This window comes from Thiocystis violacea, assembly GCF_016583565.1.
Lineage (GTDB): Bacteria > Pseudomonadota > Gammaproteobacteria > Chromatiales > Chromatiaceae > Thiorhodococcus > Thiorhodococcus violaceus_A.
This window is the reverse complement of the sequence record NZ_NRRF01000093.1, coordinates 1-14,301: the sequence shown is the minus strand read 5'-3', so window position 1 is coordinate 14,301 and position 14,301 is coordinate 1. Positions and strand designations below refer to the sequence as shown.

Sequence of the window (14,301 nt, the reverse complement as noted above, 5' to 3'; positions counted from 1 at the left end):
CCGATGCTAGTGTGGGGCCTCCCCATGCGAAAGTAGGTCACCGCCAGGGCCTCTCCCAAAAACCCCCTCCACTTATCAGCGGCGGGGGTTTTTCCTTTGGGAAATCCACAGAATCGGCGACTCGGCGGCGAGGTGACGTCGAAACGTCGACCCGTCACGCTCTACCCATCTTGCAGTCGATGGCTGCCTTTCCAGCAGTGCTAAGACCTTGCCCGCTTCCACATCTCCGCCATTACGGGGTTTGATCGCAACGGCGCCCGGACTGAAAGCTGAGCATGGCTCGTCGGCCGCAATGCCCTTGTCGATTGGCACTCTGCAGGGAGGCCGCCGATTGCGCTTGGTTGATGCTCAATGCTGATCCGTAAGGTCGGCGCCTGCTAGCTTGCTAGCCTGCTAGCTGCTTGGGCTAGCAGGCCCATGGCATCGCGACGATGTGCGCAACTCCTGCGTTGAGCTGCGTGCTTCAGGATGTGCCGCCCGATGCGATGTTGGGGCCGACTGCGAGCAATCTTGCCTCCATCGCTTTGGGCACGATGGAGGCGTCGCCACGCGCCAACTCGCGGCCTTGATCCAGGACCAAGACCTGGTCGACCCAGTTCAGGCCGGCTGGGCGGTGGGTGATTAAGAGCACTGTCCGTCCGATCATCAATTTGTCCAAGGCTTGCATGAGATCGCGCTCGGTGGCGGCGTCCAATCCCTCCGTCGGCTCGTCGAGCAGGAGAATGGGGGCATCCTTGAGCAGGGCGCGGGCGACAGCGATTCGCCTGCCTTGTCCGCCTGAGAGCCTGACGCCCGTCTCGCCCACCCAGGTGTCGTAGCCATCGGGGAGACCAGCGACGAAGTCGTGGATCTGTGCCACTCGACAGGCCGCTTCGATCGCGCCTTGCGAGGCCTCAGGATTGGCGATGAGCAGGTTCTCGCGAATGGTGCTGTCGAAGAGGTGGGTGTGCTGGCTAACGACAGCGATATGGCGTCGGAGGTCATCGCCATGGAAATCGAGAATGTCGTGCCCGCCGATGCGGATGACACCGGAGTTTGGTGGCCAGAAACGTAGCAGCAGATTGAACAGCGTACTCTTGCCTGAGCCGGTTGCGCCGATGACCGCCGCCCTGCTTCCCTCGGGGACCAGAAGCCGGATGTCTGTGACAGCTTGAGTTGCAGCTCCGGGATAACGGAAGCTGACATCGGCGAGTTCGATGTCGAAGCGCTGAGGTCTGGGCGAGATCCCCGCCGGTTCAGCGACGGCGGGTTCAGTATCGACGATGCTGAACAGGCGACGTGCCGCGGCGAGCGTTCGTCCCAAGAGCTGGAATGCCTGTGGAAGCGGTGCGACGGCCTCGAAGCTGGCCAAGGTGAATAGGGCGAGCATGGCAAGTTGCGGTGGCATGATCCGACCGTCATGAACCATCGGGGTGGCCAGCCAGAGCAGCGCCCAAAGACTGAGGCTGGCGCAGAGTCCGACGGCGGCCTGCGTGAGACCATGATCGCTGCTCAGCCGGGCCTGGTCGGCGATCAGGCCGCGGCTCAGAGTGTCGATGCGCGTTGCCTGCCGCTCGGTAACCCCATAGAGGGTGAGCTCCGCCATGCCCTGAATCCCATCGATGACCGCGGTGCGTAGCGTCGCTTCATCCTCTGCGATCCGCTGGCCCGGCACCCGACCTCGCGCCTGAGACCAGATCGGCAGGCCGACGCCGGCGATCAACAAGAAGATCAGGCCAGAGATGGCGAGGATGGGGTGATAGAACAGGAGAAAGAGGGTGAAGAGTAGGATGCTGACAGTGGCGACCATGACCGGCACCAGAACCCTGACGTAAAGATTGTCGAGCGCGTCGATATCGGCGCGGATACGGCTGAGCAGGTCCCCGCTGTGGTACTGCTGAAGCCTTGCGGGAGCAAGTGGCTCGAGATGCTGGTAAAACCAGACTCTGAGGCTCGCGATGAGTCGAAACGTGGCCTCGTGGTTGACGAGCCGCTCGCCATAGCGTCCCGCGGTTCGGATCATGGCGCTTCCGCGGATGAGGGCGGCAGGCGTGAAATAGTTCATTGCGACGCCGGCGATACCGGCTGACGCCATGGCCGTGAGGAACCAGCCCGCGGAGGACATGAGTGCGACGTTGGCCAGCAAGGTGATGATCGCAAGGGTAGTTCCGAGCAGCATCCAGCTACGATAGGGCTGGAAGAGTGTCCAGAGACGGGTCAGCTCTTTCATCGGGCGTCACCTCGTTGGGCCTCGGAATCGCCAGGGGCTGCCGGCGCGCCGTAGGCGGCGATCATTCTGGCGTAGAGGCCTCCCGCGGAGGCCAACTCGTCGTGCCTGCCATGCTCGACGACGCTTCCCTGATCCAGCACCAGAATGTGGTCCGCCCGTCGCACGGTGGCCAGACGATGCGCAATGACCAGCAAGGTTCTGTCTCTTGCCAAGTCGTCGATGCTCTCTTGGACCAGGCGCTCGCTTTCCGGATCCAGATTCGCCGTCGCCTCATCCAGGATGACGAGAGGCGCGTCGCGTAGAAAGGCACGCGCGAGGGCGATGCGTTGAATTTGGCCGCCAGAGAGGCCGGCGCCGCGCTCCCCGACGAGGCTCTCGTAGCCGGCGGGGAGTGCTTCGATGAAATCGGCCGCGTGGGCTCGGCGGGCGGCCTGCCGGACCTCTTCTAGGGGGGCGTCTGGTACGCCAAGCCTGATGTTGTCCGCAATGCTGCCCTGGAAGAGTCGTGGCTGCTGGGGAACCCAGGCGAGGTGTCGACGCCAGTCGTCCAGGTCGATCTCGGCGAGATCTTGCGCTCCGATGAGGATGCGGCCTGACGTTGGCACCAAGAACCCGAGCAGCAGGCTAACGACGGTGGTCTTTCCCGCGCCGCTGGTCCCAACTAGCGCGACCCGCTGTCCAGGCTCGATGTCGAAACTCAGTCCTTTCAGCGCCTCGCGGCCCTCTTCGTAGCTGAAGCGGAGGTCTTCGAAGCGCACGCCCAAGGGTCGTGGTGCCGAGAGGGGTTGAGTCCCGCGAGTCGGCTGATCAGGGACTGTTTCCAGCACCTCGATCAGGCGTTCGGCAGCGGCGACCGCGCCCATCTTGGCATGATACTGGGTGCCCAGATTCCGCAGCGGGGCGTAGAACTCGGGCGCGAGCATCAGGACGAAGAGGCCCTGCAGATAGCCGATGTCCGGGACCTTCAACCAGGGCGGCACCGGAACGGCCAGGCCATAGAGCCGAAATCCCACGAAGACGGCAACCAGTGCAATGCCGACACTGGCGAAGAATTCGAGCACGGCCGAGGACAGGAAGGCGACCCGTAGCACCTGCATGGTGCTCGCGCGATAGTCGTTCGAGACGCGGGCCACGACCTCGACCTCACGCCGGCTGGCACCGAACAGCTTGAGGGTCGTCAGGCCCTGGATCACATCCAGAAAGTGGGCGCTCATCCGCGCGAGCTGTTTCCACTGGCGCTGATTCCGCGCCTCCGCCCCGGAGCCAATCAGGATCATGAAGAGCGGAATCATCGGTGCCGTGACCAACAGCACCAGGCCAGTGAGCCAGTCGATGGGCATCACGGCGGTCAGTATGGCGAGCGGCAGGATCATCACCATGCTCATGGCCGGGACGAAGCGCGCGTAATACGCCTCGAGATCGTCGATCCCCTTGGTCAGCGTCTCGACCAAAGCCCCGCTGCGTTGGCCCGCGAGATAACTGGGCCCGAGCCGCTGGAGGTGTCGATAGACCTGGTCGCGCAGGGCAACGCGCACGCCGGCCGCCGCCCCGAAGGCGGCGCGTTCGGCGAGCCAGACGATCGCCGCCCTGACGCCGAAGAGCGCCAGCAAGACCCAAAGCCATGGACCGATGCCGGCCAGGTTGGCGCCATTGAAAATCACACCGTTGAGAATGACTGCCAGGAACCAGGCCTGGACCACGGCCAGGATGCCGTTCGTGGTAGTCAGCCACACGGTGAGGGTGAGCATCTTGCCGGCAAGATGCTGTTGGGATTTGAGCCAGACAGTCACAGACATCAGGGGCCGTTCCTGGAGACCTCGATTCACGTCGAAGCTCAGAGGATACGGAACCGGAGCCCGGATGGGCAATGCGGATTCTTGCGTTTCAGCCTGTGATCAGCAGGGGACACCCCGGCAGAAGTGCCCTGCGACTGCGGGTCTGGTGTGATCTCGTCTCGCTCAGTCGAGGCCATCGCCGTTTGTGTGTTGCACCTCACCTCATTCGAGGTGGCCCGTCTCGGGGCAACCTGCGCGCTGATCCCGCGCGTCGGCCGGGTTGGCCTCAGTTGCTCGTCTCGATGCCGCTGCGCTCGACGCCATGTTTTGCCATCAGGCGGTAGAGGGTCATCCTCGATACGCCCAAGTCCTGCGCGGTTCTCGTGATGTTGCAGGCGTTGCGCTCGAGGGCGTACTCGAGGTTGTGTTTTTCGGACTGCTCACGGGCGCTCTTCAATGTGCCGATCACGTAGTGGCCGGTCGAGGTGCCATTGCGGCGCTCCGGTGGTTCATTGGCGGGTGCTGTCTGGCTGCCATCGATGTCGGGTCCAGTCGCTTGGATCTTGAGATCCTCCGCTTGGATGGTGACGCCTTCACAGCTCAGGGCGGCCTGGAAGACGGCGCTGCGAAGCTCGCGCACATTGCCCGGCCAGGGGTAGCGGCGCAAGGCTGCCAAGGCGTCCTTGCCGAGCTTGAGGTGGCGCATCCCGGCATCGATCGTGATCTCTTCCAGGAAGTATTTCGCGAGCAGCTCGATGTCATCATCGCGCTCGCTCAAGCCAGGTGTCTGAATCGTCAGGAACGCGAGGCGATAGTAGAGATCCGCCCTGAATGCCTTGTGCTGGATCGCGTGCTCCAGATTGACGTTGGTCGAGGCGACGATGCGAACATCGACATGCTTGCCGCGCGTACTGCCGATCGGGGTGACGATCTTGTCCTCGAGAAAGCGCAGCAGGGTCGCTTGTGATTCCAGGGGCATGTCGCCGATCTCGTCGAGGAACAGCGTGCCGCCCGCTGCGCTCTGGATATAGCCAACCTTGCGTGCGTTCGCGCTCGTGAAGGATCCCTTCTCATGACCGAAGAGTTCTGATTGCAGGAGCGACGGTGGAATGGCGGCGCAGTTGATGGCGACATAGGGAGCCTCGGAGCGCGCCGAATGGTCGTGAATCGCCCGTGCGGCCAGCTCTTTGCCGGTGCCAGTCGCGCCCGTGATCAAGACAGGCACATCCGACTCCGCCGCACGCTGCAGTATGCGATAGAGCGAGCGCATCACCGGGCTCTCGCCGACGAGCCCGAACCGGCTGGGCACATTGGTTTCATGCCGGTGCGAGAGTTCGCGCTCGAGCCGGGCCATGCCGAAGGCGCGCCCGAGCACGGTCGTCAAACGGTCGGCTTCGAGTGGGTAGACGTGGAAGTCATACAGACGTTCGGCGATGAAGTGTTTGATGTCGCGCTGGCCGAGCTGCTCTTCAGTCAGAGCGGCGATCCATTTCACATGTTGGTTGCTTGCAACATGATGTTGCAATTCCGCCTCTTGATGACTGTCTCGCTTTATGGGAAACAAGACCATGCCGACGAGGCAGTCTCGCTCAGCGAGCAGTGATCGTGTCGACTCAGCGTCTCTGGCGTAGATGACCGACCAGTGCTTGTGCTTGAGCACAGTCACCACGTCTTCGGGTAAATCATCTTGTGCAACAACAAGTAGCTTGCGCATGTCGGACTCATTCCACACTGATTGGGTCGCTGGCTGTCGAGACTTCGGACCGATCAGCAGGGACAGCTTCAGTGCTGCGAGGGTGTTCTTGCTGGGCGGTTCCTGCGTCTTCTCTCTGGGTAAAGCATAACAACTTTGCGACAGTAAATGTCACCCTGGAGTGACGTTTTTGTTGTTTTTGTGATTAAAATGTGCGCTTGCTAGCAACTTCGCGTGTGTCCGTGCTGGATGTGTGCACCCGTTCAAGGATCGCGTTTGTCACGCCCTTGCCTTTTCTATCGTGGGGCGTATGTGGTGGGCGCTGACCCCCATGGTTCGAGTCAACTCCCGTGCCAACGCGGATTTCGACTGTTCATTCAGATGTCTAGCGGGCGCCTGTCGTGCTGGCGATGCCGGAGAGGTGGCCTGGGCTGGTGATGTGGTGTCATATCCTGACAATTTATGTCGCCCATTCTTCGGGTTTTGCTTTTGATGACCTGCCACGCCCAAGGCGGGCGGCTACCGCCGTTGCGCCTCTCTTTGTCGAGATGGCGTTTGCGTTCTTGGTTGCCATCCGATCGCTGCCGTTGGTCGGAATTCAATCGGCCTGTCGGGACACTCGCGGGAGATGCGTCGTACTTCCATCTCGAATGGTTGCCCCGCCGGGTGAGGAGGCGACAGACGCCAGACTCCGCGCGGACGCGCGCGATCATGTGGACGCGAGCGGCGCAGCCTCCTCGTCACCATCAGCGTCATGCGTCCGGCCCCTGCGTCGGTCGGCCCGATTGATGCGAATCCGTGCTTCCATTCCTCGCCGAATTCTGTATATTTGCGCGTTTACCTGCGGGGCTTCCCGCAACGCCTAATTTTAGTTTCGAGCCAGGACAGCACATGGTCACGATCCGTTTGTCTCGGGGTGGTTCCAAGAAGAACCCCTTTTATCAAGTCGTCGTCGCAGACATCCGCTCAAAGCGCGATGGTCGTTATATCGAGCGTATCGGTTTCTTCAACCCGAACGCCAAGGGCGGCGAAGTGCCGTTGCGCATCGACACCGAGCGGGCTGACTACTGGGTCCGTCAGGGTGCGCAGCCGACCGACCGTGCCAAGCAGTTGCTGAAGCAGGCGGCTCGCGAGGCAGCGGTCGGCGCGGCCTGACTCGGGCCGATCAAGCCGCTGTCGGATGGTGAGTCAGTCTGAGCCGGAGCGTGTCGTCCTCGGACGTATTTCCGGGGTCTACGGAGTCAAGGGCTGGGTCAAGGTCTTTTCCGAGACGCTGCCCCGTGAAGGCATTCTGGACTATCGGCCTTGGCTGATCGGCTCTGGAGCGGAACCGCGTCAAGTCGCTGAAGGCAAAGGTCACGGCAAGGGTGTGATCGCTCGGCTAGAGGGGTGCGCGGACCGCGATCAGGCGGCATTGCTGATCGGCCAAGAGATCGCCATCCATCGCTCGCAGTTGCCGCCGCCCAGGTCGGACGAATTCTACTGGATCGACCTCGAGGGTCTGACGGTGATCAACTCGGACGGCGTCGAGTTCGGGCAGGTCAGCCATCTCTTTTCGACGGGCGCGAACGACGTCTTGGTGGTCCTCGGGGATCGCGAGCGTCTTATTCCATTCGTGTGGGACGATGTCATCAAAGACGTCGATTTCGAAGGCGGGCGCATCCGAGTCGATTGGGATCCCGAGTTCTAGGCTTCAGCGGCACCGCGGGGCATCGCGCGGCCAGTTCCACTGGGCAAACGCTCGGGGCAAACACCGGCAGGTCTTAGGTCATGCGCTTCGACGTCGTCACGCTGCTTCCGGACCTGTTTCGCGTTTTTTCAGATCAAGGTGTAACAGGGCGCGCGCTCACGCGAGGGCTTGCGGAGCTGCGGCTCTGGAATCCGCGCGATTTCACCTCTGACCTGCATCGAACCGTCGATGACCGCCCCTATGGCGGCGGGCCGGGGATGGTGATGAAGTTCGAGCCGCTGCGCGACGCGATCCTGGCCGCAGAGGCCGCCGCGCCAGCGAGCAAAGTCGCCTATCTGTCCCCGCAAGGGCGTGTGCTGGATCAGGCGGCGATGCTGGAGATCGCTGGCAGCCCCGGATGGATCCTGGTTGCCGGACGCTACGAGGGTGTGGACGAGCGGCTGATCGACGCGTGCGTCGACGAGGAATGGTCCATCGGAGACTATGTCCTCAGTGGCGGTGATCTGGCTGCCATGGTGGTCATGGACGCCGTCATCCGTTTGTTGCCTGGCGCGCTGGGCCATGCCGACTCGGCTTTGCAAGATTCGCATATGGATGGGCTGCTGGATTGCCCGCATTACACCCGTCCGGAACAGATCGACGGGCGCCCGGTTCCGCCGGTGCTGATGGGTGGGGATCATGCGGCCATTGCGCGCTGGCGGTTGAAGCAGGCGCTGGGGAGAACCTGGCTGCGCCGACCGGATTTACTCAAGCGCCGCGGTCTCGATGAGACCGAGCAGGCGCTACTCGACGAATTTGTGCTGGCCCATCGTGACGGTGGCGCCGGGTGAGAACAGGAGCCAAGGAAACCATGAGCAACATCATTCAACAGCTCGATCAAGAGCAAATGAACCGTGAAGTCCCTGACTTCGCCCCCGGTGATACCGTCGTCGTCCAGGTGAAGGTCAAAGAAGCTGCCCGCGAGCGTTTGCAGGCCTTCGAGGGCGTCGTCATTGCGATCCGCAACCGCGGTCTCAACTCCGCCTTCACGGTGCGCAAGATCTCGCACGGCGAGGGCGTCGAGCGCGTCTTCCAGACCTACAGCCCGGCGGTTGCATCCATCGAGGTCAAGCGCAAGGGTGACGTGCGTCGCGCCAAGCTCTACTACCTGCGTGGCCTCACGGGCAAGGCAGCCCGTATCAAGGAAAAGATCTGATCGTCCCGTGGCCGGCCCGCCGGTCGGCCGCGCGATCCATCGGGCAACAACGCCCGTGCCTCAGACCTTTTACTGGCACGACTACGAGACTTGGGGCGCAGACCCGCGCCGCGATCGTCCCTGTCAGTTCGCCGGTGTCCGCACCGACGCCGATCTCAATGAGATTGGCGATCCCCTCGTCCACTACTGCCGTCCGGCCGCGGATTGTCTGCCGCAGCCCGATGCCTGCCTGGTCACGGGCATCACGCCCCAGCTCGCCGATCATGAAGGGCTCATCGAAGCCGAATTCACCGCTGCCGTGCACGCCGAGCTCTGCCGCGGCGGTACCTGCGGCGCCGGCTACAACAGCATCCGGTTCGACGACGAAGTCACTCGTCATCTGCTCTACCGCAATTTCTACGACCCCTACGCGCGCGAGTGGCAGAACGGCAATTCCCGCTGGGATCTGATCGACGTCCTGCGGCTGGCGCATGCCCTCCGACCCGAGGGCATCCAGTGGCCGACCCATGAGGACGGCACCGCGTCCTTCAGGCTGGAGCAGCTCACCGCCGCCAACGGAATCGCGCATGCTCAGGCCCATGATGCCCTGGCTGACGTGCGTGCCACCATTGCCATGGCGCGGTTGTTGCGGCAGGCACAGCCCAAGCTCTTCGACTATGCCCTGACCTTGCGCGACAAGCGTCGTGTGCGCGAACTCCTCGACAAAGGGCGGCCGCTGCTGCACGTCTCCGCCCGTTATCCGGCGGCCCTAGGCTGCATCGCCCCCATCTTTCCGGTCGCACCTCATCCGACCAATGGAAACGGGATCATTTGTTTCGACCTGCGCGCGGATCCGGCGCTTCTTCTGGATCTCTCGGTCGAGGAGATCCGGCTGCGGTTGTTTACCCCGGCTGCGGACCTGCCGGAGGGGCATGAGCGGATCCCGCTCAAGACCGTCCATGTCAACCGCGCCGCGGTCGTGGCCCCCATGCAGACGCTCTCGCCCGAGGCCGCCGAGCGCTGGCAGATTCAGCCCGATCTGGCGTCGGCGCGCGCGGAGCGCATCCTGGCCTCTGCTGGCCCGATTCGTGAGCGCATCCAGGCCGTGCACCAGGCGGCGCAGCGACCGTCCGCGTCCGATCCTGACCTCATGCTCTATTCGGGCGGTTTCTTCTCCGATCGGGACCGTCGCGCCATGGACGCCGTGCGCCGGGCCTCGCCCGCCGAGCTGGCCGACGATCCGCCAGCGTTCGAGGATGCGCGGCTGCCGGAGATGCTCTTCCGCTATCGTGCGCGCAACTGGCCGGAGACGCTGAGTGCGGAGGAGCGCGAGGAATGGGATGCCTTCCGCCTGGCGCGACTGACGGACCCGGAGGCCGGGGGCAGCATCCAGGTCCATGACTTCGAGGAGCGACTGGGGGTCTTGTCCGAGGCGCATGCCGCGGATCCGGCCAAGCTCGCTGTGCTGGAATCGCTCGCCACCTGGGCTGAGCAGATCTTGGACGCCGAGGGTTGATCCCGCCGCGTCTGCTCAATCAGCTGCAACTGCGCAGCTCGTTGCTCTCGGGCTCGAAATAGACGCTGGTATTGCGTCCATGGTCCTTGGCCGTGTAGAGCGCCAGGTCTGACTGAGCGACCAGGATGTCCGCGGGCTGGTCCAGCCTCGGCACCATGGCGGAGACGCCAATGCTCACGGTGACATGTCCTCCGGTGCGAGAGGCTGGATGCGGGATCTTGAGCCCGTTGACCCGCTGCCTCAGCCGCTCCGCGATCACGCAGGCCATCTCCAGATCCGTATCCGGCAGCGGTAGGCCAAATTCCTCCCCGCCATAGCGCGACACCCGGTCGGCCTTCTGGCGCAACCCCTCCTGCAGCGCCCGGGCCACCATGACCAGGCACTCGTCGCCCTTGGGGTGGCCGAAGCGGTCGTTGTAGGCCTTGAAGTCGTCGACATCGATCATCAACAGCGCCAGCGGTTTTTGCTCATTCTGGGCGGCCAGGAAGAGCTGGGACAGATCGTGGTCGAAGCGTCGTCGATTCCCGACACCGGTCAATGCATCCCGATAGGTCGTCGCGATGAGCTTGGACGACTGGGCACGCAGCCGCCGCTCTCTGCGCACCGTTGCCGTCATGTCTTGCACCTGGATCAGGCAGGCGCACTGCGGGTGGCGGATGGGGGTCACGTAGATCAGCTGCTGCATACGCTGATCCAAGGCCCGATCCGCTTTCTTGTTGTACAGCGGCAGGATGGACGCATTGAGACCCGGAGCCAGCATGGAAGAGAGCCGGAAGCGCAGGGCCTGCTCGATGCTTGCCGGGAGGCGCGACGCTTGAATTCCCGGAAAGACCTCTTCGAGTCGCTTGCCGGCAGCCTCGGTCGTGGAGAGGCCGCTGTGCCGGGCGACCCAGGTATTCCAAGAGGTGATGCGGCCCTCGCCGTCGAGCTGGATGACGCCGACCTGCAGGTGGTCGATCAGCTGTGCGCTGAACTCGGGATCCATCAACCCATGCCCAGGCGTTCCAGGTACTGATCCACACAGTCGAGCAGTGCCTGCATGGAGCTGACGCTGAGCAGGAAGAGCAGGTGTCCTTGCATCCGCTCCTGGCGCATGCCGAGCTGAATCTGGAGCAACAGGATTACCTGACCGCGGTCCTCGCCGAACAGCGGCAGCCCATCGGAGTCGCTGAAGTGATGCTCTGGCAAGCCACCTTCGAACTCGACCTGAAACTCATCGGCCAGGGAGCTGATGCAGGCGTTGAGGATGATATTGCCGACCTCGCACATGGCTTCCTGCTCGAACTCCGACATCTCTTCCGGCGTCATGTCGGGATCGAGCATGTGACTGACGATGGCCAGCGCATTGCGCTCCGGAAACAGCAGGATGGTCTGAGCGTCGAAGGGGCCGGCGAAATCGATGGTCACCATGCTCAGCTCTCGCAGATCCGAGCCGAGCAGGGTGGATGCCACGTCCTTTGGGTGAACCAACGAGACGGATGGGGCGGACAGCTCGACCTCCTCGCGGACGATCATGCTCAGGCTGTTCGCGGCTCGGCCGACACCGATGTTGAACAGCTCCCCCAGGGCGTCGCGCTGCATCTCGCTGAGTTCGATCACCGACTATTCCTCGAAGAGCGCGACCATGCGCTCGATGGATTCCTGTGTGATCGGCTTGGCAACGAACCTGACGCCAACCTTCTCCGCCGCCTGGCGGACCGCGTCCTGGATGTTCGCCGTGCAGAGGACGATGCGAATCTCCGGGTGATGCAGACGGATGCGCCCCGCCGCCTCAAGCCCGCTCATGCCTGGCATGTTGACATCCATGCTGACCAGCGCTGGCGGCTCCTGCTCGATCATGTCGAGTGCCTCAGCACCGCTGCTCGCCTGCGCGATTCGCCAATCGGGTCGAAGATCACCGACGAATCGACTGATCATCATGCGGGACATTTTACTGTCGTCGACGACGAGGAGGAGTGGACTATCCATGGGTTGGCTTTGTTCGGCTAAGTGGAAAGGCGGCGCGCGAATCGAAGGTTGGCAAGGCGCGCGAACGGGTCTGTCGCCGATTCTACTCAATCCCGAGTGAGGCTGTCTGCGCCTTGTGTCTACTTCTAGCGACAGGCCGAGGCGCCGGCCGTTGCCTCCCGTGCCTGCTTGTCCCGATCTACCCGCAGCGGACCGGCAATGACTGCGATCGTCGTCGCCCCGAGACGAAACACCCCCGCCAGCGAGCAGAAGATGCTGAAGGCCGAGCAGCGTGGATGGATCAAAGGCCGCAACGACTGCTGGAGGAGCGACGACATGCGCGGCTGCGTGGCCGGCGAATACCGGCTGCGAATCAACGAGCTGAAGGACCGCTCGCCAGGGCCGCGACGGGCAGGATGCGGGTGACCCTGACCTGCCCGTCCTCCAGCGTCCAGCCGATATCCAGCTCGAACAGCCGGATGCCGAACAGCTTCCGCGCCGGGTAACGGTCCATGTACCCCGGCCTCGGGTCCTGCGCCAGGATCTGCTCGATGAGCGTGCGCAGCCGACGTTCGCCCCCAGGGTCAGCGCACGCCAGGTCAGTCTCCGCCGCATCCGAAAACGCGACCGCCAGCGCCGTGGCTCCGGGTGGCGTGGCAAAGCCGTCACGGGCTTGGGTGATTGCGTCCGCGTAGGGCACATAGGGCTTAATGTCGAGTACGGGCGTGCCGTCGAGCAGGTCCATGCCGCGGATCCCGAGCGCCAACCCCTTCTCACTGCGCTGAAGCCCCAGGTGCTCGACCGCTGAGATCCCGATCGGGTTCGGGCGATAGGGCGCGCGGCTCGCGAAGACGCCGACGCTTTCGCGGCCGCCAAGGCGTGGCGGGCGAACTGTCGGGCTCCAACCGGCGGTCAGACAGTCCTGGTGGAAGAGGAAGATCACCCAGACATGGGAGAAGCCGTCGATGCCCTTGAAGGCCTCTTCTCGGGCGTAAGGCGGGAGCAGCTCGATCCGGCCCTCCGCCGCCGTCACCAACCCAGGCTGGCGGGGAATACCGAACTTGTCCGTATAGGGCGATCGGACATAGCCGATGGGGTCGAGCGGTCTGTCATCGGGCATTGGGGATCCACACACTGTCTGCCGGCACCTAGGCGGTATTCCGCGGCGCGGCAATTTATCCTATGCCGCTCAAGGAGACCAGTTCGGCAAGGGTCAAGGGCGCCGCATGAACCCTGATCCCGACGGCTTCGCGCCATGTGCCCTGGTCATCGAATCCGGCGAGATCCTTGACCCTAGATCCGGCAGTTGACCGCTTCCTTGGGCGTGAGTGGCGCCTGTTTCGCTGAGTCATTGCGGTGGTTGAGAGCCATCCCTGCTGAGCAGGGATGCTGGAGGAGAGGCTCGTCTGTGCGGGTTGAGACACGCCCAGGCGAGCCGGCGCCGGCTCAGGGCCGAATGTAGACATACCCCTGCGACTGCAGCTCACCGATCCGCGTCACGCCGCCTTGGCTGACCTCGACGAAGCCCGGCAGCAGCTCGTCCAGCGTCAGATTGAATCCCTTGAGCGTGTTGCCGCACATGTCGAGTTCCACACCCTCTTCTTGGAGCTTTGCGGCCGCCGTGCGGACCCGATCGGTGGCTTCGATGTCCGTCAGCGCATTGATGGCCGGTCCGTGGGCGACCATGACGATGTGAATCTTGTCGGGTCCGCCGACGCCGTCAATGTGGTTCTGGATGTTGTTGAGGACGAGGGGAACCTTCTCGGCCTCGGAAACGTGATAGACGACGTTGAGCTTATCGGCCGCAAGGGCCGGGACGCCCAGCGTCGACAGGAGCAGGGCGGCGGCGATCAGAAGCTTGTGCATGGGATGTCATCCTCGTTCTGTTGTTGATCTGGTGGTGGCGCGAACGGCGCGGGGCATGAGGTGGTTTCCAGCTATCCGGATTCGGATCGCCCGGCCCCGCTTGCGTGGGATCGGCGATGCGCTATCCGGTACCCGCCGCTCGCCCGGATAACGTCAGGCTCGATGGCCACTTGCTCAAGGCGTCCGTGGGCATTCGGATCGCCCTGCGGCGATCTTAGACTCCGCAAACCGGACCCTAAGTTAAGCGGGTGCCGAACCTGCGTAAGCTGGCCGGCGGGCATCACGGAAGGTCGCACCCGATTGCCCACGGCGAATCCGTTCTAACGCACATGGCGGAGCGCCACCCCGGACCATGAAACGGGGCGGTAGCTTGGACGGACGCCAGGAGAGGCAACATATTGCGTCCTGTTGAGCCTCCTACAACAAGTGCG

Annotated in this window: 13 protein-coding genes; 5 read left to right on the top strand and 8 right to left on the bottom strand. The window is 63.3% G+C overall.

What is annotated here, in order from left to right; all coding sequences use genetic code 11:
- Positions 1 to 463: 463 nt before the first annotated feature.
- The 3 genes from cydC to CKO23_RS21895 all read right to left on the bottom strand — a co-directional run bounded on the left by cydC (position 464) and on the right by CKO23_RS21895 (position 5,698).
- Positions 464 to 2,209 (bottom strand): thiol reductant ABC exporter subunit CydC, encoded by a 1,746-nt coding sequence (gene cydC / locus CKO23_RS21905; protein WP_200335095.1) that lies wholly within the window; start codon positions 2,207 to 2,209, stop codon positions 464 to 466.
- The gene (gene cydD / locus CKO23_RS21900; RefSeq protein ID WP_200335093.1) at positions 2,206 to 4,005 is read right to left on the bottom strand and encodes a thiol reductant ABC exporter subunit CydD; all 1,800 of its coding nucleotides are present in this window, start codon (positions 4,003 to 4,005) and stop codon (positions 2,206 to 2,208) included. Before cydD ends, cydC begins: the two co-directional genes overlap by 4 nt.
- 265 nt (positions 4,006 to 4,270) lie before the next feature.
- Positions 4,271 to 5,698 carry a sigma-54 dependent transcriptional regulator gene (locus CKO23_RS21895; RefSeq protein WP_200335091.1) on the bottom strand — a complete coding sequence of 476 codons (1,428 nt, stop codon included), beginning with the start codon at positions 5,696 to 5,698 and terminating at the stop codon, positions 4,271 to 4,273.
- An 870-nt stretch (positions 5,699 to 6,568) separates the two neighbouring features.
- Between CKO23_RS21895 and rpsP the strand changes: the two genes are divergently transcribed.
- The 5 genes from rpsP to sbcB all read left to right on the top strand — a co-directional run bounded on the left by rpsP (position 6,569) and on the right by sbcB (position 10,057).
- Entirely contained in the window at positions 6,569 to 6,832 is a 264-nt protein-coding gene (gene rpsP, locus CKO23_RS21890; protein ID WP_200335083.1) for a 30S ribosomal protein S16, read from the top strand.
- 25 nt (positions 6,833 to 6,857) lie between these two features.
- Positions 6,858 to 7,367, top strand: coding sequence for a ribosome maturation factor RimM (rimM, locus tag CKO23_RS21885; RefSeq protein WP_200335081.1), 510 nt, complete (start codon positions 6,858 to 6,860; stop codon positions 7,365 to 7,367).
- A gap of 80 nt (positions 7,368 to 7,447) precedes the next feature.
- Positions 7,448 to 8,197 (top strand): tRNA (guanosine(37)-N1)-methyltransferase TrmD, encoded by a 750-nt coding sequence (gene trmD / locus CKO23_RS21880; RefSeq protein WP_200335079.1) that lies wholly within the window; start codon positions 7,448 to 7,450, stop codon positions 8,195 to 8,197.
- A gap of 20 nt (positions 8,198 to 8,217) precedes the next feature.
- Positions 8,218 to 8,562 (top strand): 50S ribosomal protein L19, encoded by a 345-nt coding sequence (rplS, locus tag CKO23_RS21875; RefSeq protein ID WP_200335071.1) that lies wholly within the window; start codon positions 8,218 to 8,220, stop codon positions 8,560 to 8,562.
- Positions 8,563 to 8,617: 55 nt separating this feature from the next.
- Positions 8,618 to 10,057 (top strand): exodeoxyribonuclease I, encoded by a 1,440-nt coding sequence (sbcB, locus tag CKO23_RS21870; protein ID WP_200335069.1) that lies wholly within the window; start codon positions 8,618 to 8,620, stop codon positions 10,055 to 10,057.
- 19 nt (positions 10,058 to 10,076) lie between these two features.
- Here sbcB and CKO23_RS21865 read toward each other — a convergent pair whose 3' ends face one another.
- The 5 genes from CKO23_RS21865 to CKO23_RS21845 all read right to left on the bottom strand — a co-directional run bounded on the left by CKO23_RS21865 (position 10,077) and on the right by CKO23_RS21845 (position 13,870).
- A complete protein-coding gene (locus tag CKO23_RS21865; RefSeq protein WP_200335062.1) occupies positions 10,077 to 11,042 on the bottom strand; it encodes a GGDEF domain-containing protein in 966 nt (321 codons plus the stop codon).
- Positions 11,042 to 11,656, bottom strand: a complete 615-nt coding sequence (locus tag CKO23_RS21860) for a chemotaxis protein CheX (protein ID WP_200335060.1) — start codon at positions 11,654 to 11,656, stop codon at positions 11,042 to 11,044. The genes CKO23_RS21865 and CKO23_RS21860 overlap by 1 nt, the downstream gene beginning before the upstream one ends.
- A gap of 3 nt (positions 11,657 to 11,659) precedes the next feature.
- Positions 11,660 to 12,025: a response regulator gene (locus CKO23_RS21855; protein WP_200335058.1), complete on the bottom strand. Its 366-nt coding sequence runs from the start codon at positions 12,023 to 12,025 to the stop codon at positions 11,660 to 11,662.
- A gap of 352 nt (positions 12,026 to 12,377) precedes the next feature.
- The gene (gene tsaA / locus CKO23_RS21850; protein WP_200335057.1) at positions 12,378 to 13,124 is read right to left on the bottom strand and encodes a tRNA (N6-threonylcarbamoyladenosine(37)-N6)-methyltransferase TrmO; all 747 of its coding nucleotides are present in this window, start codon (positions 13,122 to 13,124) and stop codon (positions 12,378 to 12,380) included.
- 326 nt (positions 13,125 to 13,450) lie between these two features.
- Positions 13,451 to 13,870, bottom strand: coding sequence for a DsrE family protein (locus CKO23_RS21845; RefSeq protein WP_200335055.1), 420 nt, complete (start codon positions 13,868 to 13,870; stop codon positions 13,451 to 13,453).
- Between the last annotated feature and the right edge of the window lie 431 nt (positions 13,871 to 14,301).